Annotated in this window: 21 protein-coding genes and 3 pseudogenes; 10 read left to right on the top strand and 14 right to left on the bottom strand. The window is 62.8% G+C overall.

What is annotated here, in order from left to right; genetic code table 11:
* Positions 1–2: 2 nt before the first annotated feature.
* Positions 3–1,385 (bottom strand): MFS transporter, encoded by a 1,383-nt coding sequence (locus C8N44_RS20185; RefSeq protein ID WP_107978571.1) that lies wholly within the window; start codon positions 1,383–1,385, stop codon positions 3–5.
* A gap of 136 nt (positions 1,386–1,521) precedes the next feature.
* Here C8N44_RS20185 and C8N44_RS20180 point away from each other — a divergent pair, with 136 nt between their 5' ends.
* The gene (locus C8N44_RS20180; protein ID WP_107978570.1) at positions 1,522–2,412 is read left to right on the top strand and encodes a LysR family transcriptional regulator; all 891 of its coding nucleotides are present in this window, start codon (positions 1,522–1,524) and stop codon (positions 2,410–2,412) included.
* Positions 2,413–2,433: 21 nt separating this feature from the next.
* Here the strand turns inward: C8N44_RS20180 and C8N44_RS20175 are convergent, their stop codons facing one another.
* Positions 2,434–3,507: an alpha/beta hydrolase gene (locus C8N44_RS20175; protein WP_107978569.1), complete on the bottom strand. Its 1,074-nt coding sequence runs from the start codon at positions 3,505–3,507 to the stop codon at positions 2,434–2,436.
* Positions 3,508–3,737: 230 nt separating this feature from the next.
* On the opposite strand from C8N44_RS20175, the gene C8N44_RS20170 reads away from it, so the two are divergent.
* Entirely contained in the window at positions 3,738–4,796 is a 1,059-nt protein-coding gene (locus C8N44_RS20170; protein WP_107978568.1) for an alpha/beta hydrolase, read from the top strand.
* Positions 4,796–5,389 carry a flavodoxin gene (locus tag C8N44_RS20165; protein ID WP_107978567.1) on the top strand — a complete coding sequence of 198 codons (594 nt, stop codon included), beginning with the start codon at positions 4,796–4,798 and terminating at the stop codon, positions 5,387–5,389. The genes C8N44_RS20170 and C8N44_RS20165 overlap by 1 nt, the downstream gene beginning before the upstream one ends.
* A 57-nt stretch (positions 5,390–5,446) precedes the next feature.
* Here the strand turns inward: C8N44_RS20165 and C8N44_RS23910 are convergent.
* The 7 genes and pseudogenes from C8N44_RS23910 to C8N44_RS20135 form a co-directional block, all read right to left on the bottom strand.
* Positions 5,447–6,331 (bottom strand): annotated as a pseudogene (locus C8N44_RS23910) (molybdopterin cofactor-binding domain-containing protein); the annotation flags it as partial.
* Positions 6,332–6,955: pseudogene (locus C8N44_RS23905) on the bottom strand (IS66 family transposase); the annotation flags it as partial. It lies immediately after the preceding pseudogene.
* A 78-nt stretch (positions 6,956–7,033) separates the two neighbouring features.
* Positions 7,034–7,351 (bottom strand): IS66 family insertion sequence element accessory protein TnpB, encoded by a 318-nt coding sequence (tnpB, locus tag C8N44_RS20155; RefSeq protein ID WP_308421249.1) that lies wholly within the window; start codon positions 7,349–7,351, stop codon positions 7,034–7,036.
* Positions 7,352–7,380: 29 nt separating this feature from the next.
* Positions 7,381–7,710: pseudogene (gene tnpA / locus C8N44_RS24205) on the bottom strand (IS66-like element accessory protein TnpA); the annotation flags it as partial.
* A 329-nt stretch (positions 7,711–8,039) separates the two neighbouring features.
* A complete protein-coding gene (locus C8N44_RS20145) occupies positions 8,040–10,025 on the bottom strand; it encodes an acetoacetate--CoA ligase (protein ID WP_107978566.1) in 1,986 nt (661 codons plus the stop codon).
* Positions 10,026–10,044: 19 nt separating this feature from the next.
* Positions 10,045–10,971, bottom strand: coding sequence for an electron transfer flavoprotein subunit alpha/FixB family protein (locus C8N44_RS20140; RefSeq protein ID WP_107978565.1), 927 nt, complete (start codon positions 10,969–10,971; stop codon positions 10,045–10,047).
* Complete coding sequence (locus C8N44_RS20135) at positions 10,971–11,744, bottom strand: electron transfer flavoprotein subunit beta/FixA family protein (protein WP_244641149.1); 774 nt, start codon at positions 11,742–11,744, stop codon at positions 10,971–10,973. Before C8N44_RS20135 ends, C8N44_RS20140 begins: the two co-directional genes overlap by 1 nt.
* Before the next feature lie 316 nt (positions 11,745–12,060).
* Between C8N44_RS20135 and C8N44_RS20130 the strand changes: the two genes are divergently transcribed.
* The 4 genes from C8N44_RS20130 (at position 12,061) to C8N44_RS20120 (ending at position 16,169) form a co-directional block, all read left to right on the top strand.
* The gene (locus tag C8N44_RS20130) at positions 12,061–12,417 is read left to right on the top strand and encodes an aldo/keto reductase (RefSeq protein WP_245413000.1); all 357 of its coding nucleotides are present in this window, start codon (positions 12,061–12,063) and stop codon (positions 12,415–12,417) included.
* Between the two features lie 498 nt (positions 12,418–12,915).
* Positions 12,916–13,200 carry a hypothetical protein gene (locus C8N44_RS23205; RefSeq protein WP_146178883.1) on the top strand — a complete coding sequence of 95 codons (285 nt, stop codon included), beginning with the start codon at positions 12,916–12,918 and terminating at the stop codon, positions 13,198–13,200.
* A 749-nt stretch (positions 13,201–13,949) separates the two neighbouring features.
* Entirely contained in the window at positions 13,950–14,969 is a 1,020-nt protein-coding gene (dctP, locus tag C8N44_RS20125; protein WP_158274108.1) for a TRAP transporter substrate-binding protein DctP, read from the top strand.
* Between the two features lie 195 nt (positions 14,970–15,164).
* On the top strand, positions 15,165–16,169 hold the full coding sequence (locus C8N44_RS20120) for a TRAP transporter substrate-binding protein (RefSeq protein ID WP_107978561.1): 1,005 nt from the start codon (positions 15,165–15,167) through the stop codon (positions 16,167–16,169).
* A 99-nt stretch (positions 16,170–16,268) separates the two neighbouring features.
* Here the strand turns inward: C8N44_RS20120 and C8N44_RS20115 are convergent, their stop codons facing one another.
* From C8N44_RS20115 to C8N44_RS20095, 5 genes are all read right to left on the bottom strand, one after another.
* Positions 16,269–17,012 carry a FadR/GntR family transcriptional regulator gene (locus tag C8N44_RS20115; RefSeq protein ID WP_107978560.1) on the bottom strand — a complete coding sequence of 248 codons (744 nt, stop codon included), beginning with the start codon at positions 17,010–17,012 and terminating at the stop codon, positions 16,269–16,271.
* Positions 17,013–17,233: 221 nt separating this feature from the next.
* Complete coding sequence (locus C8N44_RS20110) at positions 17,234–18,103, bottom strand: amidohydrolase family protein (protein ID WP_158274107.1); 870 nt, start codon at positions 18,101–18,103, stop codon at positions 17,234–17,236.
* A 72-nt stretch (positions 18,104–18,175) separates the two neighbouring features.
* Entirely contained in the window at positions 18,176–19,468 is a 1,293-nt protein-coding gene (locus C8N44_RS20105) for a TRAP transporter large permease (RefSeq protein WP_107978558.1), read from the bottom strand.
* A complete protein-coding gene (locus C8N44_RS20100; RefSeq protein ID WP_158274106.1) occupies positions 19,465–19,995 on the bottom strand; it encodes a TRAP transporter small permease in 531 nt (176 codons plus the stop codon). Before C8N44_RS20100 ends, C8N44_RS20105 begins: the two co-directional genes overlap by 4 nt.
* Positions 19,996–20,033: 38 nt before the next feature.
* The gene (locus tag C8N44_RS20095) at positions 20,034–21,047 is read right to left on the bottom strand and encodes a TRAP transporter substrate-binding protein (protein ID WP_158274105.1); all 1,014 of its coding nucleotides are present in this window, start codon (positions 21,045–21,047) and stop codon (positions 20,034–20,036) included.
* Positions 21,048–21,509: 462 nt separating this feature from the next.
* Between C8N44_RS20095 and C8N44_RS20090 the strand changes: the two genes are divergently transcribed.
* From C8N44_RS20090 to C8N44_RS20080, 3 genes are all read left to right on the top strand, one after another.
* Positions 21,510–22,265: an SDR family NAD(P)-dependent oxidoreductase gene (locus C8N44_RS20090; protein ID WP_210204197.1), complete on the top strand. Its 756-nt coding sequence runs from the start codon at positions 21,510–21,512 to the stop codon at positions 22,263–22,265.
* A gap of 61 nt (positions 22,266–22,326) precedes the next feature.
* The gene (locus tag C8N44_RS20085) at positions 22,327–23,148 is read left to right on the top strand and encodes an alpha/beta fold hydrolase (protein WP_107978554.1); all 822 of its coding nucleotides are present in this window, start codon (positions 22,327–22,329) and stop codon (positions 23,146–23,148) included.
* 89 nt (positions 23,149–23,237) lie between these two features.
* Positions 23,238–24,332: an IS110 family RNA-guided transposase gene (locus C8N44_RS20080; RefSeq protein ID WP_107978553.1), complete on the top strand. Its 1,095-nt coding sequence runs from the start codon at positions 23,238–23,240 to the stop codon at positions 24,330–24,332.
* The last annotated feature ends 332 nt before the right edge of the window (positions 24,333–24,664 follow it).

The raw sequence follows: 24,664 nt of genomic DNA, 5'->3' as shown, positions 1-24,664 counted from the left end.
GTTTAGTTGAGGCGCCGGAGGATGAAGAGTTTGGAGATGACCAGCGCCAGCAGGACAAGAACGGCCCCGCCCAGAAGCGCATGAGAGGTGCGCTCCGCGACGGCGGCAGCCGAGGTGCCAGAGGCCGAGGTCAGCGTTGCCAGCGCGACCAGAAGCGCGAGGCCGAGCGACGATCCCATCTGGTGCGCGACGTTGACGGTGCCGGAGGCCGCGCCGACATCACGGGGCTCGACCTCTGCGATACCGGCGGAGGTCAGCGGGGCCATGGCAGCCCCCTGCCCGAAGCCCACGAAGATCATCGGCAGCATGATTTGCGTCCAGAGGTTGCTGTCCGTGCCCAGCAATGAAAGCCATGCAAGGCCACAGCCGCAGGTCACGAGGCTGAGAACCAGCACCGGCCCGCGCCCGATCCGCGCGATCATCCGGGTCACGTTCATGGCGGCGAGGAAGTTCACGAAGGTGGCGGGCAGGAAGGCAAGACCGGTCATCGCGGCAGACAGGCCAAGCACCTCCTGCATGTATTGCGCGACGAAAAAGTAGAAGGCGACATTGGCTCCAAGGAACAGCACGCGCGCGCCATAGGCCCCGCTGCGTTCGGCATGGGCCAGCAGGCGCAGTGGCAGCAGCGGTTCGCGAACCCGAGCTTCGACCAGCAGAAAGGCCGCAAGAAGTGTGGCCCCCGCCCCCAGAACCCCGATGGAGCCCCAGTTGCCCCAGCCGGTTTCCGCCGCGTGCACGGAGGCAAAGACCAGCCCGCCCAGACCCAGCGTAGACAGGACCGCGCCGCCGAAGTCGACCTTGCCCTTGAAGGTCTCCGTTTCCTGGACGAAGCGCAGCGCCACGATCATCAGGCCAAGGCTAACCGGAATGTTCAGGAAGAACCCGGCACGCCAGGATACCAGATCGGCCAGCAGCCCGCCCAGCACCATGCCGAAGCTGGCCGAAACACCCGCCGCGGCGGAATACCAGGCGACGGCCTTGTTGCGTTCTTCGCCCGCGTCAAAAGTGACCTGCAGCAGCGCCAGTGTGGAGGGCGCGAGAATGGCAGCGCCAAGGCCCTGCACCGCCCGTGCAGCGACAATGAATCCTGCACTTTGCGCAAGACCGATGGCCAGCGAGGCCACGGCAAAGATGCCAAGGCCCGTCATGTACATGCGGCGGCGACCGAACAGGTCGCCAAGCTTGCCGCCCAGCAGAAGGAAACCGCCAAAGAAAAGCGTGTAGATGGAAGAGACCCAGGAAAGTCCTGCGTCGGTAAAGCCTAGGTCCGACTGGAGGCGCGGCAGGGCCGTCAGCACGATCGAAATGTCGAGCACGATCATGGCGTAGCTCAACACGATCAGTGCGAGCACGGCCTTTCGGTGTGTGGAGGATATCTGTGTCATGGGCGTCCGGATATGAAATCTGCGCGTGATTTGATCGCCCGGCCATTCGCCGGGGTTGCGCTTTATCTAGACCCGCACCATTTGATCGATTAGGTCGATAAAGACGAATGCCGACATAAGCGGAAAGGCATAATCAATGCGCCGAACCTTCAACGAGCTTTATGCCTTTACCGTGGTAGCCCGGCACCGCAGCTTCACGCGCGCAGCGGCGCATCTGGGCATGTCGCAATCGGCGTTGTCGCAAACCGTCAAGAACCTTGAGGAAAATCTGGGCGTGCGGCTTTTGACGCGCTCGACTCGCAGCGTGTCGCCGACCGAGGCCGGCGAACGGCTGCTGTCGCGACTTGGACCGCAGTTCGACGAAATGGAAGATGCGTTGGAGGCCCTGAATTCAGATCGTCAGACCCCACGCGGGACGATCCGCATCAGTGCGGGAGAACACCCGGCCATCGCGGTGCTGCAACCGAAACTGGCGGATTTTCTCGAAACATACCCCGATATCACCGTGGAAATCGGCGTCGATGGCGGGATGATCGACATCGTGGCCGAGAGCTTTGATGCGGGCGTGCGGCTGGGTCAGCAGGTCGCCAAGGACATGATCGCGGTGCGCATCAGTGCCGATATCCGCATGTGCATGATCGCAACGCCCGGCTACCTCGAAAGGCACGGAACACCGAAAGCGCCGGAAGATCTGACCGATCATCGCTGCATCAACACGCGCCTGCCCACCCATAACGGGGTGTTCGCATGGGAGTTGGAGAAGGATGGCGAGGAAACGCGCGTGCGTGTCGAAGGCCCCGCGACCTTCAACAATCTGCCGCTGCGGCTTGCCTCGGCGCTCGATGGCATCGGCATCGGCTATCTGCCTTTTGATCGCGTCGAGCCCTATCTGAAAGCCGGGCAGCTTGTCCCGGTTCTGGAAGACTGGTGGCCCATTTGGGAGGGCTATCACCTTTATTACCCCAATAGACGCCAGATGAGCCCGGCCTTCCGTCTGCTGATTGATCACCTGCGCCACAGGGTCTGATCTGCGGCGCAGGCGGCGGGCTTAGTCGGCCAGATCGCCAAGCCCCTTCTCCTCGATCCACTCCGCCGCCAGATCGGCGATCTGCGCATTGTTAGTATCCGAGAAGATGAAGTGGGTGTTGCCGGTGATGCCGATCTGGGGCAGGTGCACCAGCGTCGCGTCGCCGCCGTGATCATTGATGGCATCCACCCACAGACGCGCCATCGCCAGGCGGGTGCGCCAGTTGTCGAGACCGAAATCCTCCGTCGGCTCTTCGGGGATGTTGTCGCCGTAGTAGACCACGATCGGGATCTGCGTCAGCTTCGCAAAATCCTCGTCCGCGATCGCGACAGGCTCCAGAGTGCCTGCAGATCCGGTCATCGGCTCGGGCATCTCGTCCTCGGGGAAGACATATCCGCTGCCCGGCTCATAGGAGATCACGGCTTTCACATTCGGGTTCTTGATCGCGGTCAGCCAACCGGGGCCACCCGCCTGCGAATGGGTCACGAGGATCGAGGGGCCGATCTCCTCCACCAGCGCCGAGACACCATCGCTGACCACATCCACGTCGAAGGCACCTGTGTTCGGCGTCACGGAGCGCAGGAATTCGTCCAGCGTTGCCTCGCTCTCATCGAACTGCACCCCGTCGAAGTAGTTCGGCCACTGGCCGATGCGGAACATGTCGAAATAGAGCTGGTCGAAGTTCGTGGGCGACACCTCGGCCGGGGCAGTGCTGTTACCCGCTCGGCCACGGCGCGGTTGATCGATGGTGTAGACCGGGAAATGGCGACGCAGCATGAGGGTCTGGAACCCTTCGCGGCCATCGGCGGTGGTCTCCCAGCTCTTGCCCGACTGGAAGGCGCCGTGCCACAGCACCAGCGGTAGGGAACGCGGCGCTTCGGGAACCTGATAGAACGCATAGGCATGATCGCCGTGGAAAGTCTGACCGGCGGTCGACATCGGGTTCTTGGTGTCGAAGGTGCCAGGTTCGCTCAGAACCGTGCCGCCCGCGCTGAAACTGCCCTGATCGATGATCGTCAACGGCTCGAAGGCATACGCTTGCGCAGCCAGCCCGAGGCTTGCAGTGGCGGTCAGGAGGAGGGTGTGGAGGGTCATGTGTCTTCCCTTGTTGCGATATGTGCAACGAAGGTGGCTGTTTGCAGCCCCGCCCATTAGGTGGCTCGTCTCGATTGGCTTTATCACCTGCATCGATGAGTGGAGCCGTTCGCCAGGTGCATTATTCGGGCAGGCTTATCGTGCCTAGCGGGACGCGCGCGCTAATCATTTGGCCTGTGTTCCCCTATTTTCCTGCAATGACACCTGATCATTTGACAGCGGAGGCCGATATGGTACCGACCCGCCCTCGTCCCGCGTGGCGCAATTTGACGGCTCTGGCATTCTGCCTTTCGGCGGGTGCAGCCGAGGCTCAGTCTCAGGCTGCGACGGCTTTGGCGGAACGCGCCCCCGTCGCGCGGAGCGTGCAGGCAGCTGCACCGTTCACTCTCGGCGATGGTGTTGGCGATATTCTGACACGGCCCGAATTCGCAGGCTATGCGCGCCGCCTGTTGCCCTGGGCAGACCGGGCTTATGATGCGGATATGCCGATAAGCAGGATGGCGCAGCTCCTGCCCTATCACAGCGAGGTGCGCAGCGATGTCGTGCTGGCGGGGCTCAATCGCATCCTGGCGGCGCAGCAGGCAGGTGTGCCGGTCTTTCATGAGATCTACACCGAGGCCGAGCGGACCGAGACACCATCGCTGAACGAGGCGGGGCTGTTCTTTTTTCCGGGGCAACCGGGCGCGCCCTTCGCGCTGATCGCTCCGGGTGGCGGCTTTTCCTATGTCGGCTCGGTTCACGAAGGCTTCCCCTATGCGATGGCCCTTGCCGATCAGGGCTTCAATGCTTTCGTCGTGACCTATCGCACGGGGCAAGGCGGCCGCGTTGCCACAACGGACATGGCGCGGGCGATAGATCTGATCATGGACGCCGCCGATGAGTTTCAGGTGGCGCGCGAAGGCTATTCGGTCTGGGGCAGCTCCGCCGGAGCCCGCATGGCCGCCTTCATCGGCTCTCACGGACCGGATGGGTTCGGCGCCCGGACCACGCAGCGCCCGGCAGCGGTCGTCATGGCCTACACCTCGCACAGCGACCTCGGCGACCGAGAGCCGCCCACCTATGCGATCGTCGGCGCCCGAGACGGGATCGCGCCGCCGGGCAATATGCGCCCACGGGTTGAGGCCCTTCGTGCATTGGGAACGGATGTTGAACTCCACATCGTACAGGATGTGGCGCACGGCTTCGGTGCGGGCCAGGGAACTCGCGCTGACGGATGGATCACCGAGGCCGCGGCCTTCTGGCAGCGTCATCTGCCCGAGGGCGTGTTGCGACCGATGGAGGACGGGTAATGACATCCTTCCATGATCTCAACAGACGAGAGACGCTCATGGGGCTGCTTGCACCTGCAGTCGTGGCCGGTCAGGTGCGGGCTGCGCGGACAGCAGGCGCCGGGGCCGACATTCTGGTCGCCTATACGACCCGCAGCGGGAACACGCGAGTTGTGGCCGAAACCCTTGCGCGGGACTTTCAGGCAGACTTATTTGAAATCCGCACGGCAGCCCCCTACCCCGCTGATTACGAAGAGCACGTTGCCCTTGCGCAACGACAGCGGGATGCAAAAGCGACCCCTCGCCTGACGGCCGAGGTCGAGACCCCGGACCGTTATGGCACCGTTTTCCTGGCGTTTCCAATCTGGGGCGAGGACATACCGGCCCCGATCCGGACATTCCTGACCCAAACCGATCTGAAAGGGCGACGCGTCTTTCCCTGCATTACCCACGGCGGTTACGGACCGGGCGACGCATTGGAGACGCTTGCGAGGTTGGCTCCGGATGCGGACCTGCAGCCCGCCTTCATCCAACGCTGCGATGCCGAGCGCGATACGCTCAACCTCATTCGAGACTGGACCGGCGCTCTTGCCGAACCGGCTGGATCGCGCTGACCGGCATAGCGGTCCTGTCCTATCCGTCCCAGATGCGAAAGGGCTACGGCCTGGCGTTCAGAGCATATCGGTAACCGCCGCGACATTGATCGGGTAACTGCGAAACCGTATGCCCGTTGCGTCGAAAACCGCATTGGCAATGGCAGCAGGGACACCGCAAATCCCGATTTCCCCCACACCCTTTGCCTTGAGTACCGAGACTGTCGCATCCTCTTCTTCGATGAAAGCCACATCCTGAAGGGGTGCATCCATATGCGTGGGAACCTCGTATCCGGCAAGGTCATGATTGACGAAGAACCCTGCGCCGGTATCGACATCCAAACCTTCGAACAGGGCAGCCCCCAATCCCTGAATCTGTGCCCCGAGGATCTGGCTGCGCGCCGTCTTGGGATTGAGGATCCGCCCGCAGGCGCAGGTGCTGCTGAGTCGGCGCACGCGGATCTCACCGGTCAGCTCATGCACCGCGATCTCGGCAAAATGCGCCGCAAAGGTCTGGTGCGCGTATTGCTCTGAGAGATCACCGTAAGTCATTTCAGCCTCGGCGCCGAGGCCGACGGGCAGGTCCGCAAGTGAAATCCGGCGATCTGCGACGGTAATCCCTCCGTCCTCGAAGGCCATCTTATCGTGGTTCAGCCCCAGATGCGCGGCGATCTTCGCCCGCAGCTTGTCGCAGGCCGCGTAAACCGCCGAGGCCGAACTGATCGCCCCCCGTTGGCCCAGCGAGCCGGTCGAGGTGGGGTGATCGGTATCGGCAAGGTGCACATCGATCTGATCGATCGCCAGGCCCATCATCTCTGCTGCCGTCTGCGCCAGAACGGTATAGCTGCCGGTGCCCAGATCGGTCATGTCGGAAAAGACGCTCAGCCGCCCCTGCCCCGTCAGTGCCACCCGCGCTGCGCTTTGTGCAATCGGTGCGCCGCGAATGCCAGCCGCGACACCCGTGCCATGCAGCCGCTCGGCCTCAAGAACATGGGCCCTAATCAGCGCATGGATCGGCGCGAGCGCGGCGGCGCAGGCCCCGACCTGATCAGCCAGCGTCGAAAGGCTGATCTCGACGCCTTCCTTCGCATAGCGCTCGGCCTGACGGTTCAAGGGTTGGTGCTGGCCGAACTTCTCGAAAAGGATCATCGCCAGCAGGTTCGGACCGGCCCAGCCACGGGGCGTAGGGTGGAACGGCGCCGGTGGCTGGCTGATCTTCTCGCAATGGCGGCAGGTGAACTTCTCACGCACCGTCTGGATCACCTTCCACTGCCAGGGAATGACCTCGAGCGCCTCGGTGATGTCCTCGCCCATCTTCACGATGCGATCCGAGCCGCAGCAGGAACAGGCCGTGGGCGCCGCGATCACCACGCGCTCGCGCGGCAGATGCTCCGGGAAGGGCTTGCGCGCCGGACGGCGACGTTTGAGCCCGGCGACGGTCGTGGTCTTCGCCACCTTCTTGGCGGCGATCTCGTCTTCGGTGGCCGCGGCCTCGAGTTCCTCGAGCTGCAATTCCATCTGGTCGATCAGGCGGGCGCGACGATCCGAGCTGTGGCCGTATTGCTCGCGCCGGAGCTTGGCGATCTCGGAAGCGGCATCTGACATGGGTGAAACCTACCATGCGGCCATCAGAAAGCCCATGCAAATAAGGCCAGTGAGGTTGATTTATCCTGCCTTTGCAGGGCGTTGGGTCCAGCGCGGATTGCGCCAGTCGATCCCCTCCAGGAGATACCCGAGCTGGGCTGCGGAGATCTGCACGGCCTCGCCGCTCCCGCTCGTCGGCCAGATGAACTTCCCCGCCTCCAGCCGCTTCGCATAGAGCGACATGCCGACCCCGTCGTGCCACAGCAGTTTGACCAGGTCGCCCTTGCGCCCTCGGAAGCAGAAGATCTCGCCGGCATGCGGGTCGCGCCCGAGCCCCTGCTGCACCGTCAGCGCCAGGGTGTTCATGCCGCGCCGCATATCGGTGACCCCGCCTGCGATTCACACGTGCACCCCCGCCGGGAAGGCGATCATCGGCCTTCCAGGGCCGGAAGCAGCCGCGCCAAAACCTCCGGGTCCAGCGACGAAGGGGCGAGAAGCCGTCGTTCGTTCCTTAGCACGATCTCGAGCTGGATATCAGGCGTCTCGCGCGGCGCCTCCTGTGAGGTGGAGGGCACTGCCGCAGATGTCATGGGCGAAACCGCCAGCGGGATGAAAGCGGGTGGTCTATCGACGCCAAGTTCGCTTGCCCGATACTGCCGCCTCCATATCGTCAGCAACGAGCGCGACAAACCATGCCGCCGCGCCGTCGCCGAGACCTGGCGGTGCCCCAGAAAGCTCTCCTCTACGATCCGGAGCTTGTTCGCATCATCCTAGTGTCGTCGGCGCGACACGTCCGCGGCGGAGAGGACTTCGATCTCGGGTCTGAACTTATGGTCGGCCATAAGGTCGGACTTAGCACCGACGCCGAAATCCCGTCAGACGGCCTCCGCCGGAGGGATACTTTCGATAGATGGAGGTGCGAAATCGTGCAACGTTCTCCGGCGAAACGGGTAGTGGCCTGTGTTGGTGTCGGCAAATGGATCATCAACGCCGTAGCAAAAGCTCTCTGCGTTGAGGTCAATCTGGCGCTTTGCGCCCAAAGCTACGCGAGCCGGGGGATCACACCATCAAACCGTGGCATCAAACGCTATGGGCGGGCGGGCTCCAAAGCTAGCTCGGGCCGGTCTCGGAAGCACACAAGCGCTTCGGGGTTCGCCAGTGCATCGGTATTCCGCACCTCGATGCCATTCACGATATCGCGCACCGCAAGCTCGGAGATCTTGCCGCTCCTGGTGCGGGGGATATCCTTCACTGCCAACACCGCCGAGGGGACATGACGCGGCGAGGAGCCGCGCCGTACCGCGCTCTTGATCCGAGCGATCAGCGTCTCGTCCAGGGTGAAGTCCCCTGCCATCTGGACGAAAAGCACCACGCGGCTGTCGTCGCCGGTCTCCTGCCCGACGACCACTGCATCAAGCACCTCGGGGAAACGCGCCACCTCTGCATAGATTTCGGCAGTGCCAATCCGTACCCCGCCGGGGTTCAGTGTCGCGTCCGAGCGGCCATGGATGACGAACCCCCCCGAAGGTGTGCGTTCGGCGAAGTCGCCCTGGCACCAGATACCGGGGAAACGCGAGAAATAGGTCTCGTGGTAGCGAGCTCCTCCTGTGTCGCCCCAGAACCCCAACGGCATCGATGGGAAGGGGGCGGTGCAGACCAGTTCGCCCTTCTCGCCCGGGCCGGCGGGCCGCCCGCTTTCGGTCCAGACCTCGACGGCGAGGCCGAATCCGGCCCGCTGGATCTCGCCCCGGTAGACCGGCGCTGTCGGATCGCCCAGCACGAAGCAGGAAAGGATATCGGTCCCCCCCGAGATCGAGGCCAGGTGCAGGTTGGGCTTGAGCACCTCGTAGACATAGTCATAGTTCTCGGCCAGAAGTGGCGATCCGGTCGAGAACATGGCCCGCAGGGCGCCTAAGTCATGCGTCGCAGCCGGAACGAATTCAGCCTTGCGCAGGCTGTCGATGTATTTGGCCGAGGTGCCGAAATGGGTCATGCCCGCCTCGGTCGCATAGTCGAACAGCACATCGGCGCCGGGATGAAACGGCGAGCCGTCGTAAAGCAGCAGGGTCGCGCCGCGGGCCAGGCCCGAACAGAGCCAGTTCCACATCATCCAGCCCAAGGTGGTGAAGTAGAAAAGCCGGTCGCCCGGGCCGACCTCGGCATGGAGCGCATGTTCCTTCAGGTGCTGTAGCAGGACGCCGCCAGCACGATGAAGGATGCATTTCGGCGCGCCGGTCGTGCCTGAGGAGAAAAGGATGAAAGCAGGGTGATCGAAGGGCAGTCGCGTGAATTCCAGCGGACGGTTCTCGGCCGTGCTTTCGAAGGCGGCGAAGCTTGCCGTCCGGGGCAGCGTCCCGGCGACGGCCTCTGCAGTGCCGAGATAGTCGATAACCACGGTGCGTGAGAGCCCCTCCAGCTGCGGCACTACTTCTCTCAGGGTGGGCGCGACATCGAACGCTCGCCCCGCATACCAGTAGCCGTCGGTCGCAAAGAGCACCTTGGGCCGGATCTGACCGAAGCGGTCGAGGATCGCGCGCGCCCCGAAATCGGGCGAAGCCGAGCACCAGACCGCACCGATCGACAAGGTGGCAAGCATGGCGGCGATCGCCTCGGGGCGGTTCGGCAGTAGGCCTGCCACCCTGTCGCCCTGCTGCACGCCCTCGGCCCGCAGGGCCTGCTGCAACCGCGAGACATGTGCTTCGAGTTCGGCCCAGCTCCATTGCAGTGCCACCTTGTCCTCACCCCGGAATAGTAGCGCTGGCGCGTCCGGCGCGCGCGGGCCGCTCAGACCCAGCAAATTCTCGGCATAATTGAGCCGCGTCCCCGGCAGGAAGCGCGTCTCCATCATCTCGTCGCCCGTGATGGCCGGTCCCTCTCCCTTGTCTCCCAGTACACCGAAGTAGTCCCAGATGGCGTCCCAGAAGGGACCAGGCTCAGCCAGCGCGAGGGCAGCAAGCCCATCGGAGTCCGGAACCTCAGCTTGAAGGCGATTGCCTAGAAAGGCGCCGAAACGCGCTATCTGCGAACCGGAGGCCATGTGCGGTGCCGGTGTCCACTTGGGATGCGGTGTCATGATGTCCTCTCTGCGCTGCTCAAAGCTTCGCGATCAGCTCGGGAACGACCTCGAAGAGGTCAGCCACTAAGCCGTAATCGGCAACCTGGAAGATCGGCGCTTCCTCGTCCTTGTTGATCGCCACGATGACCTTGGAATCCTTCATCCCCGCAAGGTGCTGGATCGCACCGGAGATGCCCACGGCCACGTAGAGCTCGGGCGCCACGACCTTGCCGGTCTGACCCACCTGCCAGTCGTTCGGGGCAAAGCCCGAATCGACCGCGGCACGGGAGGCACCCACGGCGGCGCCCAGCTTGTCCGCCAGCTTCTCGATCAGCGCGAAGTTCTCCTCGGAGCCCAGGCCACGGCCGCCGGACACGACGATCCCGGCAGAGGTCAGCTCGGGGCGGTCGCTCTCGGCCACCTTGTCCTCGACCCAGCTCGACAGGGCCGGATCGGCCGCGGCAGAGATGCTCTCCACGGCGGCGGAGCCTCCGGTGCCGGCGGCTTCGAAGGTCGAGGTCCGGAAGGTGATGACCTTCTTCGGATCCAGCGACTTCACCGTCTGGATCGCGTTGCCCGCGTAGATCGGGCGCTCGAAGGTGTCGGCATCGACGACGGCGGTCACGTCGCTGAGGACCATCACGTCCAGCAGCGCGGCAACGCGCGGCAGGATGTTCTTGGCATCGGTGGTGGCAGGCGCCACGATGTGATCGAAATCGGCCCCCAGGCCCGCGACCAGCACGGAGACGGGCTCGGCCAGGCGGTGACCGTAGAGCGCATCCTCGGCGACCAGCACCTTGGCGACGCCGGCGATCGTGGCGGCCTCTGCTGCGGCGGCAGCGACGGAGGCGCCGGCGCAGAGCACGGTCACCTCGCCCAGCTTGGCGGCGGCGGACACGGCCTTGGCGGTGGCATCCATCGCCAGCGCGCCATCGGTGATCTCGGCAAGCAGAAGAACGGCCATCACACGATCCCCTTTTCTTTCAGTTTCGCGATCAGCTCGTCGACCGAGCCCACCATCTCGCCCGCCTGGCGGGTCTCCGGCTCGGAGGTCTTGATGACCTGCAGGCGCGGCGCGGGATCGACGCCGTAATCGGCCGGCGTCTTCTCATCGAGCGGTTTCTTCTTTGCCTTCATGATGTTGGGCAGCGAGGCATAGCGCGGCTCGTTCAGGCGCAGGTCCGCGGTGACGATCGCGGGCAGGGAGACCTTGATCGTCTGCAAACCGCCATCGACCTCGCGGGTGACCACGGCGGCGTCGCCCTCGATCTCCAGCTTGTTGGCGAAGGTCGCCTGGGCATAGCCGGTCAGCGCCGCCAGCATCTGGCCGGTGGCGTTCATGTCGTTGTCGATCGCCTGCTTGCCGGCGATGACCAGCCCGGGCTGTTCCTCGTCGATCACGGCCTTGAGGATCTTGGCCACGGCGAGCGGCTCGATATCCTCGTGCACGTCCTCGGAGGCGACCACCAGGATCGCCCGGTCCGCGCCCATGGCCAGCGCCGTGCGCAGCGTCTCCTGCGCCTGTTTCACGCCGATGGAGACGGCGATCACCTTTTCGGCCTTGCCGGCTTCCTTCAGGCGGATCGCTTCTTCCACGGCGATCTCGTCGAACGGGTTCATCGACATCTTCACGTTGGCAAGATCGACACCGCTCCCGTCCGCCTTCACGCGAACCTTAACGTTGTAGTCGATCACGCGCTTCACAGGCACAAGTATTTTTCCAAGTGGCTCTCCCACGCCTTCCTCCTCCATGGACTTATTGATATATTTGGTCGGACCTTTAATTTTCCGTTGCCTTCCTGTCAACCGCAGAGAGCGGTACGGGCGAAAAGCTCGAACAATTATTCGCGCCTCCCTGCTCTCGTAACCTAATAGTTAGGACCGCGATCCTTTACCGTCGAAACGGCCGGACCAGCCCTACGGCGCCTCAGCAACTGGAGAAGAAAATTCCACGCAAAGGATCGGTCCCCATGTCACTCTGAACAACGGCGTGCGGATGCCTCTATTTGGGTTAGGCGTCTACCAGAGCAGTCTCTCGGATACGGTGTTGCCGGTGCGCGCGGCACTGGACGAAGGGTGCCGGCTCATCGATTCCACCTGCAGCGATGGCAACAAGGCAGTGGTTGGACTGGCTTTGCGCAAAAGCGGGCTGGACCGCGGCGAGGTCTTCGTCACCACCAAGCTGGAGCCCGCCAGCTATGGACCAGAGGCGGCTTTGACGGCATTCGAGCTGTCGATGTCCAAGCTTAAGATCCAGGTGCTGGACCTCTACCCGTTACACTGGCCCGTCCCGTTGCATTTCGCGATCACCTGCGCGGCTTGGAAGGTTAGCGAGGGCCTGCTGCGTGACGGCCGCGTGCAGGCCCCTAGGAGTCTGCAATTTCACGCCGGAGCAGCCTGCGTCGGCTGATAATGACGGGCAATGAGATCGTGCCAGCCGTCAACCAGACCGAACTGCATCCCTTTTTCGCCTTGATGTGGCGCATGAATCGCTTGGCATCGTCACCTAAGCCTAGTCGCCGATCAGCGGCATCCAGCACTATTGGGGCGACGGGGCACTCACCGGCGATCCGCTTAGGAAGCAGGTGATCTTGGATATCGCGTGGACCCACGGCAATAGTGCCACCCAGGTTATCGTGTTATGGCACCTCGAACTGGATCATTCGATCATCTTGCAATCGGTGACCGCTACCCGTATCCGCGAGAATGGAGAGATCTTCGACTTCTCGCTGAGAAATGCGGAAATGGCGCGAATTTCGGCCGTCGACACGGGCACTCGCGGCGGCCCCCCCCGAGATCGTTTACGGGCCCGAAAGGTAGCCCTTCGTGGCCACGCTCACGTGACGGAAGCAACGGAGAAGAATTCTTGTCGGACAGCAAACACTGCGACTAAGGTGCCATTGAGGCGATGGCCGGACGCATCCCGGTGATCTCCGATTTAGGTGACCTGGAGGATCTGCGCCAGATCTACCTGCCCCATGCGCACTGGAAATCCGGCGAGGCCCGGCGCGAGGGCGTGGCTGCGAGACCCTTTTTCCACTTCGCGCCCGTAGCTATTCAAGGCGGAATGCTATTCGGGCGTGAGGCCGTTCCACCGGTCAAGGTTGGTCGCCCAGATCCCGATGGCGCCGCCGAAGCCCGAAATCAAAGTAGCCACGCTCGACCCTTCGTCGAACATGTATCAAGCCGCTGAAAAACGCTGCAGTGAGGAATATCGTCCTGGTGCGGTGAGCTTTACGGCTTCGAACGCGTGGGCAAATGAACCGATGGCGGCTCCTCTGACCTCAAACTGCAAGCAGTTTCGGCAACGTCGCCAGATTACAGGCCGCCATCGTCTCGTAGTGTGTCGACGGTCACCTCCCCCGGCCGGGTCTTCCCGCCATCGCTACGCTGATGCGAGCGATTGCGGCGAAATGGAATCAAGTCTGGGAAACTCAAAAGAATCATTGGAAATCAAATCATTATCCTTCCGATACTTCCGTATTTTCCAGCAAAGGCCGCCAACCTTTTCCGCCGCCTTCAGGCGACCTCTCGATCATCGGCAAGACCAGATGGTACGGTGAATCAAATAATGGATGGACCAATAACTTTCCGAAACTCGGTTGGCAGATGCTCTGTTTCTGGGTTCTCCGCACCGGCCCGATGGCCCTCCCTCTCTGCGAGGTGAGGCACCGCGGACAGGGGCGCACACGCGAAAATATCACCCCGCAGAATGAGCTGCGTGGGCGCCGTCGATATCTTCGTGCCGTGCTGGCGCTTCGCAAGATTCTTGCCGCCGGCGGGGCAAATGCAGCAGCGTGGGCTACTCCCGAATGCCCCTCGGCCTGCACTTAAAGGTTCGACCTTATCTTGACAAACGCCTGTCTCACACAAATGGTCAGCCCATTGTGGCCCGTCGGTGGAGGAGCTGGCGGCGGCAAATCAGCACCCAGGGAGGCTTACATGGGTATTTCATTTCGCAGTTCAATTTTGGCAACGTCGGCGACAATGCTGGCTTGCCTCGCGGCGCCGGCCGTGGCCGAAAAGCTGATCGTCAGCACCAACCTCGCCCCTCATCACTGGGGGACGACCATGGGCGCAGAGCCCTTCATGGCCTGCGTCACAGAGCGAACCGAGGGCGAAATCACCTTCGACTATTTCCACAGCGGCCAACTCGCCAGCTTTTTTGAATCACTCAACGCGGTGAACGATGGGCTGGCCCAGATGGCGCTGATCGTGCTGCCCGCCCAGACCGACAAGCTGCCGCTGACCGGGATCAGCCAGCTTGCGGGCCTTGGAACCACGACTGTTCAATCGACCCGGGCCACGCGTGCGGTGCTCGAGGAAGAAGGCCCGATCCGCGACGAATACCTGGCAAACGACATTGTCCCGCTGTTGATCAACGTCTATCCATCCTATCAGATGTTGTCGCGGCGCGGGCCGATAGACAGCCTGTCGGCCATGCAGAACATTCCGATCAGCTCGGGCGGGGGCGCGCTGCTGGTTACCTTGGCCGAACTGGGCGCCGCGCCGGTCGAATCCGCCACGGGCGACGTCTACCTCTCGATGCAGCAGGGCACGGTGGATGCCACGATGCTCTCAACCGTCAGCATCATGCCTTACAACCTGCACGAGGTGATCAAATCCGTCAGTTCCAACGGGAATTTTGGCATCGCAACGGGCATCTGGTCGATCGACAAAGGCGTCTGGGACGGACTGACCGAGTCGCAACGCTCTGCGCTGAGGGGCTGCGGGCTGGAAACCGAGGAGGCCCTGGCGGCCTGGGTCGACGAACTTGTCAGCAAGACCCTGGAGGATCTGAGCGGCATGGGTATCGAGGTCTACGCCTTCCCGCAGGAAGAGCTTGAGAAGATCGACGTACACCTTGCCGCGGCGCGGGAAAACTACGTCGCCCGCCTTGCGTCCCGCGGCCTGCCTGCCGAGGATGCCTATCAGGATTACCTTCAGGCTCTCGACCGCTGATCGCGGCCAGGCCAGGCACTGTCGGGCGGCAATGTCGCTTGACAGACGAAATGGCCGGACCTTAAAAAATGAAGACTGACGCGAAGACGATTGAAACGACAGGGCGCCCGCTGCCTCGACAGTTCGGGCGCCACCACGTGACGGGCCGGCCCGCGGCAGGAGGATGCCCCGCCCGGCCCATGGAGGAGACCCCGAATGAAAAATATGATTGCGGCAGTCACCGCCGCCTCTGCGCTGACGCTTTCTCCGGTGGCCCAGGCGACGACGCTGACCTTCGCCCATGGCTTCAACGAAAACCACTTCTGGTATACTCAGATTATCGGCCCGATGATGGACTGCATCGGCACGCGCACCGACAAGGCAATCACCTTCGACCACTTTCCCGGCGGCACGATTGTCGGTCATTCCGATGCGCTGGATGCGCTGAACAACGGGCTGACCGCGATCACTCCGGTGGCCATCGGCTACCATACGACCGAAATGCCGCTCAACGGCATCCCGATGTTGCCCGGGCTCGGCACTTCCTCAGTTCAGATGACCGGCGCCTACCGTAACGTGCTCGACCAGCAGGGCGCCATGCTGGCCGAGTTCACGGACCACGACGTGCATCCGCTAGTGATCAGCATGTTCTCGGTCTACCAACTGCTGCTGGTGGGCGATCCGATCACCTCGATGGAGGACCTTTCGGGCCGGGTTATCCGTTCGGCAGGTGGGGCGCTGACCCTGACGATCGATGCCCTCGATGCGGCTGCGGCCGAGATCCCGATCACCGACCTCTACGTCGCTATGCAGAACGGCACCGTGGATGGCGCGCTCTCCGGCCTGTCCGCGGTCAAGCCCTTCGCGCTGCAGGAACAGGTCCGCTCAGTCAGCACCAATGGGGCATTCGGGTCGTTCGGCACGGTCCTCACCATGGATCTGGGCACTTACGAGACCCTGTCGGAAGATAACCGCGCCGCCGTCGACAGTTGCGCTTCCGAGATCGAGGCGGCTGCAGCCGTGTACTTGGACAAGGAGAACGAAGAGCTGAAGTCCGAGTTCGCCGCATTGGGGATTACCCTGTTCGAATTCCCCAACGAGATGCTTTCGGCCATACAGGCGCGCACCGGGTCGGTGATCGAGGCATATGTCTCGCGCCTCGACGGGCGCGGCAAGCCGGGCAGCGAAACGCTTCGGGCCTACGAAGCAGCCCTCAACTGAGCGCGGGCCGGTCCGTCGCGCGGTGGCCCGCGCGGCGGTGCCTGCGGGCAAGCAGACTGCTCCGTCGGGACCCAGCCAGGGTGTCCCGGACACCCCGGCCTACTCGGAAATGCCCAGTTGCTGGTGCTCGGCGGTGAAGTCGAGCTTTTCCTTGTAGGAGGTAACGTGACGCAACATCCGCCGCTGCGCGCCTTCCAAGTCCCTGTCCCTGATCGCGTCATTGATCCTTTGGTGGGACTTCACCACGATCTCGCGCACAGGGCGCACGAATTCCTCCCGCTTGGTCGCAGAGTAAAGCGCCGAAGAAATCGACCGCATCACGGTCAAGAAAAGCGGGTTGCCACTCGCCTCGACGATGGCCAAGTGCCAGTCGACATTGAGGCTGGAGAACATCGCCAGGTCATCGATGCTGCCGGCGAAGTCTCGGTGGATCCGGTCGAGGGTCTCGACCTGTTCATCGGTGCGGCAGAGGGCAGCTTGGGCGGCGGCCACCGGCTCGATCGCCTCGCGCACCGCCAGCAGATCTACGAAGCGGATATCGTGCCCGGCAATGAAAAGATCGATGGAATCGCTCAGCTGGGCGTGGCTGGGCGCGCAGATGAACGAGCCCCCGCGCCGGCCCCGGCGGACCTCGATCAGCCCCTGGGCGCCAAGCGCACGAAGGGCCTCGCGGATGGTGGCCCGGGAGACCGAGAACTGAACCATCAGTTCCCGCTCGCTTGGTAGAGAGGACCCGACCTTCAGCTCTCCTTTGACGATCTTGTCCTTGAGAGCCTGGGCAAGTGCCGAAGACCGCACGCCCGTCTCTTCCCCGAGGGGTTCCAGACCATTGGAAATCGTCATGTCTCAGTCTCTCTTCCGGTTGCCTTCCAACGCCATTCTGCCCAGGCGCGCTGAAAGGGCAGCCTATAGGCAAGTCACCATCGAATCAAATGGTTCAGCCAATATTAAGCCGCCCCGCCTGCCTGTGGCCAATCTCCGTCAAACTCCGCTTGCCATAGCGCGGCGTCGTGCCACCTGTGGCGGAATAGGCCGTCTGTCACTGCGCTGACTGGCGGCGGCGGTTAGGCGCGTCCGGGCCAGTCGACAAGCGACAACAGGGCACCGGCATAGAGAAGCTCCAGTTCCTCCTGCCCTAGCCCCGGCATTTCTTCAAGATAATGCGCGGCCTCCCAATAGCTATGCAGACCGTTGGTGCGGGTAAAATCGCCGCCCCAGGTCAGGCGTTGCGGACCGAAGGCGGCCAGGACCTGACGGATCGGTGCCCAGATGTCGCGGAAGGGGAAGGCTTCCGTCGAATGGGCGGGAACGCCGGTCAACTTCAGCGCCAGGTTCGGCAGGTCGGACAGTTCTAGCACCTCGCGCAGGGGCGCGAAGGGGTGTGCTTCACGATAGCCCACGATCGGCGGCGCCGAGCCAAGGCCAAGGTGATTGAGAAAGAAGGTCACGTGCGGGAAACGCGGCAGAAGCTCGGGCAGCGCGGCATTCACCGAGGGCAGCATGACCGCAAGCCCCAGGTCATTGCATGCTGCCAGCACGGGATCGAATGCGCCGGCCCGGATTGCCTCTGACGAGCGCAGCTCGGGAAGTCGGATCCCGATTAGGCCACCTCGCCGCAGCGCCTCGAGCTCTACGGAAAGATTCGCCGACCCGGGCGCGACAATCCCCGTGAGGCGAAACCTTTCGGGCCAGCGCGCCACTGCCGCCAGCTCCTCGGTATTGTCCTGTGGGCCGTAGACGCCGAGCGTGGCGAGGACCGCGCCCTCGACCCCGGCCTCCTGCATCTCTTCCAGCGCCATTTCGACGGTATTGGTCTGCCCCGCATGTTGCAGGAACGAAGGTCGGTCACGGTAGCGCGCGCGATACTCCGGGTCCCAAGGGCGGCTCGGGCGGTCGGATTTCCAGATATGGACCTGCGCATCGATCTTCAGCACGGGAGGCCTCTTGTCTTGCACGAAAACGCGGGCCGGTTCGCCGGTCCGCGCGCCTTTTCTTGTCGCAACCGGTCACTGCATGTAGGCAAGCCAGAGCGAGAGCGATGGAAAGAGAAGCAGTAGCGACAGGATCACAAGCTCCCCCAGGGCGAAAGGCATGACACCCTTGAAGCTTTCCTTCAGGTCTGTCCCCGTGGCTGAGGACGTGACGAAGGTCACCAGCCCCAAAGGTGGCGTGATCATTCCGATCTCGGCCGACTTGATGATGACGACACCCCACCAGATCGGATCGTAGCCCAGCCCCACCATCAGCGCGGTACTGATCGGCGCGGTCAGGATCAGGATCGCGGCCTGGTCCATGATCATCCCCATGATAAGATACAGGAAAACCACACCCAGCATCACCGCCGTCGGCGGAAGGCCGCTTTGCCCGATCCAGGTCAGCAGCGTGTCGGTGATCCGTGAGAATGAGATGAAATAGCCGAAGATATGGGCCCCGAAGACAATGATGATGATCATCGAGCTGATCCGCATCGTTCCGCCCACGGCATCGGCAAAGCGGCGCGTGTTCATGCGGCGGCCATAGAGCGCGATCAGGAAGGCCCCCAGGGCCCCGAGGGCGGCGATCTCAGTCGGGGTGGCAACCCCGGTATAGAGCCCGCCCAGAACCACGGTGATAAGTGCCAGCATCGGCCAGAGCGATCCCCTACCCTCTTCGACGGTGAAGTTGGCCGCTTCCGCCTCCTGCTCTTTGCTGGGGCCCAGGCTGGGCTTCAGCCAGAGGGTGATCGAGATGGTGATCATGTAGCCCACGCAGGTCAATAAGCCTGGGATCACGCCGGCCAGGAACAACCGCCCGATCGAGGTTTCCGTCATGATCCCGAATAGGATGAAGGCAACCGAGGGCGGCACCATGATTGCCAATGTCCCGGCCGTGGCGATCGTGCCCACCGAGAAGGAGGGCGCATAGCCAGCCTTGGTCATGGCCGGGAAGGAGGCGCGCGCCAGAGAGGCTGCCGATGCGGTACTGGATCCGGTGGCGGCCGCGTGCACGGTGCCGGCCAGGATACAGGCCATGGCCAAGCCACCGCGCAGCTTGCGCATCGCGCGGTTGCACGACAGCAGCAGATCCTGTGCGACGCCGCTTGATGCCAGGAATTCCGACATCAGCACAAACATCGGGATGGTCATCAGAAGCGTGCTGGCGGTGGTACTGTGCACGACCTTCGAGGTCAGCGCCATGATCGACCCGACGGGGATCGTGAAGTAGAGGCTGATCACCCCTGCCATCCCCAGCGCCACGCCAAGCGGCAGCGCCAACAGGATCAGCAGCAAAAGGACGCCGACACCATATGCAAAGCTCATAGTTCCCCCTCCTGGGGCTTGTCTTTCTCACCTAGCCAGTCGGCATAGTGAAGGTCTTCCGACGGACCGAAGGCCATCAGCAGCATCCGCAGGCTGAGAAGGCCCAGCCCTATGGGTATCCAGACCCAGGACCAGGACACGGGCCAATCGATCAGGCCCATTTCCACATCGCCCCTTTGGAAGACTTCCCAGAAGTGCTCTCCGGCGAGCCAGCCGAGGGTGCCGAAATACGCTGCGCCGATAATCTTGCCGAGACGCAGGAGCGAAAATGCCATCCCGTGCGGGAGCAGGCTGGCCAGAAAAACGATCCGGATGTAGCCGCCGGTCCGATAGCCCCAAGCCATCGGCATTACGAACATACCAACCATCAGATAGTAGGTCGTCAGATAGGCGTTCCAGGTCAGAGGAGCATTGAAGAAGTATCGCAGGATCGCGTCCGTCGAAGTCAGGACCATCGCGGCAACCATGAACACGCCGCCGACACAGGCGGCGATGAGTTCCGGAACGCGGAGTGCTCTGTCGAGCACTCCGTATAGTCCGGGCCTTTCCATTTCAGCTGCGGACATCACTCTTTGATCGCTCCGAGATAGTCATCCAGAGCCTGCTGCGCCGGCATGCCGCGCGCTTCGAGCCTCTGTACGTAGTCCGCTCGGGCGGCGGCCAGTTTTTCTTCGATCTTACCAAGCTCCTCGGCCGAATAATCGAACACCTCCATCCCTGCGTTACGCAGTTCCTGTTGCTGTTCGATAGTCCAGCTGTCGGCCCAGGCGCCCAGCTCACCCTCCACCTTGAGGCCGCAATCACGCATGGCGACCTGCTTTTCCTCCGACAGGCCCGCGTAGACATCCGCGTCGATCGACCAGATGCCGGTCGCCACGCCAAAGCTGCCGTTGCCGCTGATCGACTTGGAAACCTCTTGCAGGCTGTAAGGAGTGACACTTGCAGTCGAGAGCATGGTGCCATCAACTGCGCCCTGTTGCAGCGACAGGTAGATGTCGGCTGCAGGCGATTGGATCGCCGTCGCCCCGGTCGCGGCCAGCGTCACCATCAGCGTACCGCCACCTGTGCTGATCCGCTTGCCCTGCAGCGCCTCCAGGCTGTCGAAGGGCTCCCCGCGCGAAATCATCTGGTAGGGCGGAAAAACATTGATCATCAACGGGACGATTTTGTTGGCCGCATATTCGTCATGGATCGGGCCCGGTTCCTCCAGCACGCGGCGGGTCGCCATCGTCGTGTCCAGCGCTCCGCTGCCCAGGCCCGGCAACAACGTCACCCCGGTCAGGGGCAGCTTGTCGGTCTGGGCACTGAGCACAATGTAGGAAATCTGCGCCAGTCCGTTGTTCACCGCAGAAAGAGATTCGAAGAAGCTCGCGATCTGGCCGCTGTGAAAGTAGTCGAAGGTGATTTCACCATTCGTCGCTTCCGTCACGCAGTCCATGTAGGGCACCCCGCCCTGGGTCGAGCCCCAGTGGGTCGGTGGCAAGTTCGTCGTCACGACGAACGTCTCCGCCTGTGCTTGGCTGGCAAAGGTAGCAGCACCCAAAAATGATGCGCACACAACTTTGATGGCATTGTTCATGATTGTCCTCCCTAGGTGGATCATGCCGCTCTCCCAGGCGGCAAGTGGCAGTTTTGCCGCGATCCGTGGGGGCAGTATCAGGGAGCGAAGCCGATCCTGTCAAGTAATGGTTCGACCTTTAATTTCGATCACGAGAAATATCACCAAGTCATTGCTGGTAGGTGATTTTATCCTGTTCATGATCGACCTTCGGCAAGAAATCTCCGGGGCTTGAACCAAATCGTGAGAGCCTTGCCACACCAATCGCGTTTCGGATTCGCCAGCCGCTTCGGCCCAGCAAAGCACTACGGCCCACAACACGGCACAGTGATGCTCCACGTGCACTTGATGTCACGAATTCATTTTGGTATGACCATTAATAAGGGGACCGTTCACCCTGCGACCGACACCGACCGCCCCGCAGCAATGACCTGCGGAACTGGTCAGGCTTATCCGCGGTGAACCATCAAGGGAGAGACCATCATGAGGCTCAAGGGCAAGGTAGCCCTGATCACCGGCGCAGGCGCCGGGATCGGCAAGGCCTGCGCGGAAGTGTTCTGCGAGGAAGGTGCGTCGGTGATTGTCGCCGAATACGACGCCGAGACCGGTAAGGCGGCCGAAGCCGCATTGCGCGAACGAGGGTTCGCCTGCACTTTTGTGCAGACCGATGTTTCGGACGGGGACGCGGTCAAGGCCGCAGTGGATGCGGCCGTATCGATCTACGGTAGGTTGGACATCATCTACAACAACGCTGGTGGATCGTCCCTGATGGACGGCAAGGTACACGAAACCCCCTATGAGGAGTTCTGGAAGAAGGTCGGTACCGACCTTTTCGGTGTTTGGGCGGGGTGCCATCATGCCATCCCGCACCTGATCGCTGCGGGCGGCGGGGCGATCATCAATGCTACCTCGGTCCTCGCGATCATGGGGACCAAGGGACGCGATGCCTATACGGCAGCGAAAGGGGGCATCATCTCGCTCACCCGATCCATGGCGGTGGAATATGCCGAACACAGCATCCGCGTGAATGCCGTCGCCCCGGGGGTGACCACCACCGAAAGAGTCCGCAAGCGCCTAGAGGAATCGAATCCCGGTCCCATGTCCACTGCCGCGCGCAGCCTGCTGGGCACGGTCCAGCCGCGCGAAATTGCCTATGCGGTACTTTTCCTGGCTTCGGACGAGGCAAAGAAAATCACCGGGCAGACAATCGTGGTCGATGCCGGCCTGACAATTTCCTGATTGCGGTAACACCGGGCGCGGTCCGCTGGATCCGCCCCGGATTCCGGGAGGAGGACCTATCATGCAGCCCCCTGCACACTACAATATCACAGGTCAGGCCTACAGCCTGCCTGACCTGGTATTCGTTCACGGATACCTCTGCGATCACACTGACTGGACGCCCTTGATCGAACGTCTTTCAGATAGGTTTCGCTGCATCGCGCTGGATCTGCCGGGACACGGCCAGACCCCGGCTAAGGAAACCTCGATGGCAATTGCGGGCGCGGCGGTGAATGCCGTCCGTCAGGCCATCGGCACCCGGCCCGCGATCCTGATCGGCCACAGCCTGGGCTGCAAGATCATCCGCGAAGCCTATAGGCAAGACCCAGAGGGAATTGCCGGGCTGATCCTGATCGACGGCAGCCTCTATGTCAGCGACCGCGAGACGATGTTGAGCAACGCCATGGCAGCGCTCGAACCCGGAATGGAAGCTTTCCGCACCGCACTCTTCGAACGGATGTTCACCGAGCACACAACCGAAACCCAGCGACGCTTCCTGGTGCAACGCGCCCTTTCGGTCGACGACGCGCTGGCACGGGATTTCTTTCTTGATTCCGTTGACTGGGACGCCCGCCACGCGGTGGCGACCCTGGACGCCTGTCGCGTCCCCGGGATGGTCATCCAGGCCACCACTTTCGATAGCCAATTCCGCTGGCGCCCCCTGCCTCCGGGCAGTTCCACCGGCTTGATCGACGCAATGCGTGCACGGCTCGAAGATTTCGAACTGGAGATCATTCCCGATGCCGGGCACTTCGTCATGACCGAGCAGCCTGAGCTGACTGCATCTGCTATCGTGCGCTTTGCCGAACGGATCGGCGCGCCCGCCAACCAGACGGCCAGCTGACCCACACGTCCAAACAAAAAATACCATGCTGGACGGCGTTGCGCTTGCGGGCTGCGATGCTGGGGTTCTTCAGCCTCAGGAGGTTCAGCATGGTCAAGAAGGCAACGCGCATCGCGCGCTTCATTGCGGCAGTAGATAATCGCCCGGTCTTCGTCGGGCTCGACGTTCACAAGAACACCTACTCGGTCGCGATCTTTGAGCCGCAAGACGGTCTGGTCGAGACGTGGACCTGTCCGGCAGGGGAGGATGCTCTTGCCGCGCAGCTTGCGGGTCTCGGCTGCCGGATAGAGCATGTCGTCTATGAGTCCGGGCCGACCGGCTTCGCTCTGGCCCGCGCTCTGGAAAGGGCAGGTTTCGCCGTCTCGGTGATTGCGGCCTCGCGCATCCCGCGCGGCTACGCCGCGTCCGCAAAGACGGATCGTCTCGATGCGGTGAAGCTCGCGAGCTATTTCGCCAGAGGGCTGCTGCGCCCCGTCGCGGTGCCGACCGTCGAGCAGGAAGGCTATCGCGCGCTTGTCCGGCGGCGGAAGCGGATTGCGGAGAGCCGGGCCAAGATCAAGCAGAAGATCAAAGGCTTCCTGCTGGCGTCGGGGATCACGGAACCTGCCAGTCTCCGCTCGTGGACACTGGCCGCGTCCAAGGACCTTTCCGCCCTCGAGATACCGCCCGAGCATCGCACGGCGCTCGCTTCGATGGTGCGCGAGTACCTGTTCCTGCTGTCCGAAGACAAGCTGCTGCGGGCCGAGATCAGAGAAGCGACGGGGCGGATGCATTCGGAGCGGTTCAAGCGCCTGACCGCGGTTGCCGGAGTGGGCGAGACGGCGGCGGCGCACTTCCTCGCCGAAGTGTTCTCCCCGGAACGGTTCGACAGACCGGAGGAGGTCACGTCCTATCTCGGCCTTGCGCCCGTGGTCAGCCAGAGCGGCAACGGCCCGGCCCGCGCAAAGCTGCGGCCTGTCGGTCAGAAACGCCTGCGTGGCATCTTGGTCGAAGCGGCATGGCAGTGGAGCTGGCGCGACCCGGAGGCCAAAGCGATCTACAACCAGCATTTCGCGAAGCATGGGATCGGGCAGAAGGCCATTGTCGCCGTCGCTCGCAAGCTCGCGATCAAGCTCTGGCGCCTGTCGGTGGAGACGCCGTCAGTGCCAGCGGAGGGTGCCGCGCGCGGGGCCTGGTCGGGATAACCGACAACAAAAAAAGGCGGCACCCTCATCTACCGGCGCGTACCGAAAGCGGTACTTGGTGATCCTGCACCCTTACAGGCACGAATAAGAAAAGGCTTACGCAAGCCGGTGACAGCTTCGGTTTGGCCCTTATCCCGCGGCGCGACGCGCCTGCGGGCACGTCAAGGCTATCAACAATGAACGTCGGCACGCGGGGTTGATGGGACCTTCGCCGCTGCCATCACGAGCGGCAGGATCGCGGGACAAAGGGTGCATTCGCTGCGGATGCGCAGATGGCTGCTTCAGGTTTGGCGCACCGATAGGACATTGCAGCAGGTCGCGCCGGTTAGTCC

Source organism: Allosediminivita pacifica, from assembly GCF_003054175.1.
Taxonomy (GTDB): Bacteria; Pseudomonadota; Alphaproteobacteria; order Rhodobacterales; family Rhodobacteraceae; genus Allosediminivita; species Allosediminivita pacifica.
Note: the sequence above shows the minus strand (reverse complement) of the source record. Positions and strands in the feature narration are given on the sequence as shown.

What these genes read in the sequence shown, in the direction of transcription:
- C8N44_RS20185 (WP_107978571.1), bottom strand. Translation starts at nt 1,385, where the DNA reads ATGACACAGATATCCTCCACACACCGAAAGGCCGTGCTCGCACTGATC.
- C8N44_RS20180 (WP_107978570.1), top strand. Translation starts at nt 1,522, where the DNA reads ATGCGCCGAACCTTCAACGAGCTTTATGCCTTTACCGTGGTAGCCCGG.
- C8N44_RS20175 (WP_107978569.1), bottom strand. Translation starts at nt 3,507, where the DNA reads ATGACCCTCCACACCCTCCTCCTGACCGCCACTGCAAGCCTCGGGCTG.
- C8N44_RS20170 (WP_107978568.1), top strand. Translation starts at nt 3,738, where the DNA reads ATGGTACCGACCCGCCCTCGTCCCGCGTGGCGCAATTTGACGGCTCTG.
- C8N44_RS20165 (WP_107978567.1), top strand. Translation starts at nt 4,796, where the DNA reads ATGACATCCTTCCATGATCTCAACAGACGAGAGACGCTCATGGGGCTG.
- C8N44_RS20145 (WP_107978566.1), bottom strand. Translation starts at nt 10,025, where the DNA reads ATGACACCGCATCCCAAGTGGACACCGGCACCGCACATGGCCTCCGGT.
- C8N44_RS20140 (WP_107978565.1), bottom strand. Translation starts at nt 10,971, where the DNA reads ATGGCCGTTCTTCTGCTTGCCGAGATCACCGATGGCGCGCTGGCGATG.
- C8N44_RS23205 (WP_146178883.1), top strand. Translation starts at nt 12,916, where the DNA reads ATGGCCGGACGCATCCCGGTGATCTCCGATTTAGGTGACCTGGAGGAT.
- dctP (WP_158274108.1), top strand. Translation starts at nt 13,950, where the DNA reads ATGGGTATTTCATTTCGCAGTTCAATTTTGGCAACGTCGGCGACAATG.
- C8N44_RS20120 (WP_107978561.1), top strand. Translation starts at nt 15,165, where the DNA reads ATGAAAAATATGATTGCGGCAGTCACCGCCGCCTCTGCGCTGACGCTT.
- C8N44_RS20115 (WP_107978560.1), bottom strand. Translation starts at nt 17,012, where the DNA reads ATGACGATTTCCAATGGTCTGGAACCCCTCGGGGAAGAGACGGGCGTG.
- C8N44_RS20105 (WP_107978558.1), bottom strand. Translation starts at nt 19,468, where the DNA reads ATGAGCTTTGCATATGGTGTCGGCGTCCTTTTGCTGCTGATCCTGTTG.
- C8N44_RS20095 (WP_158274105.1), bottom strand. Translation starts at nt 21,047, where the DNA reads ATGAACAATGCCATCAAAGTTGTGTGCGCATCATTTTTGGGTGCTGCT.
- C8N44_RS20090 (WP_210204197.1), top strand. Translation starts at nt 21,510, where the DNA reads ATGAGGCTCAAGGGCAAGGTAGCCCTGATCACCGGCGCAGGCGCCGGG.
- C8N44_RS20085 (WP_107978554.1), top strand. Translation starts at nt 22,327, where the DNA reads ATGCAGCCCCCTGCACACTACAATATCACAGGTCAGGCCTACAGCCTG.
- C8N44_RS20080 (WP_107978553.1), top strand. Translation starts at nt 23,238, where the DNA reads ATGGTCAAGAAGGCAACGCGCATCGCGCGCTTCATTGCGGCAGTAGAT.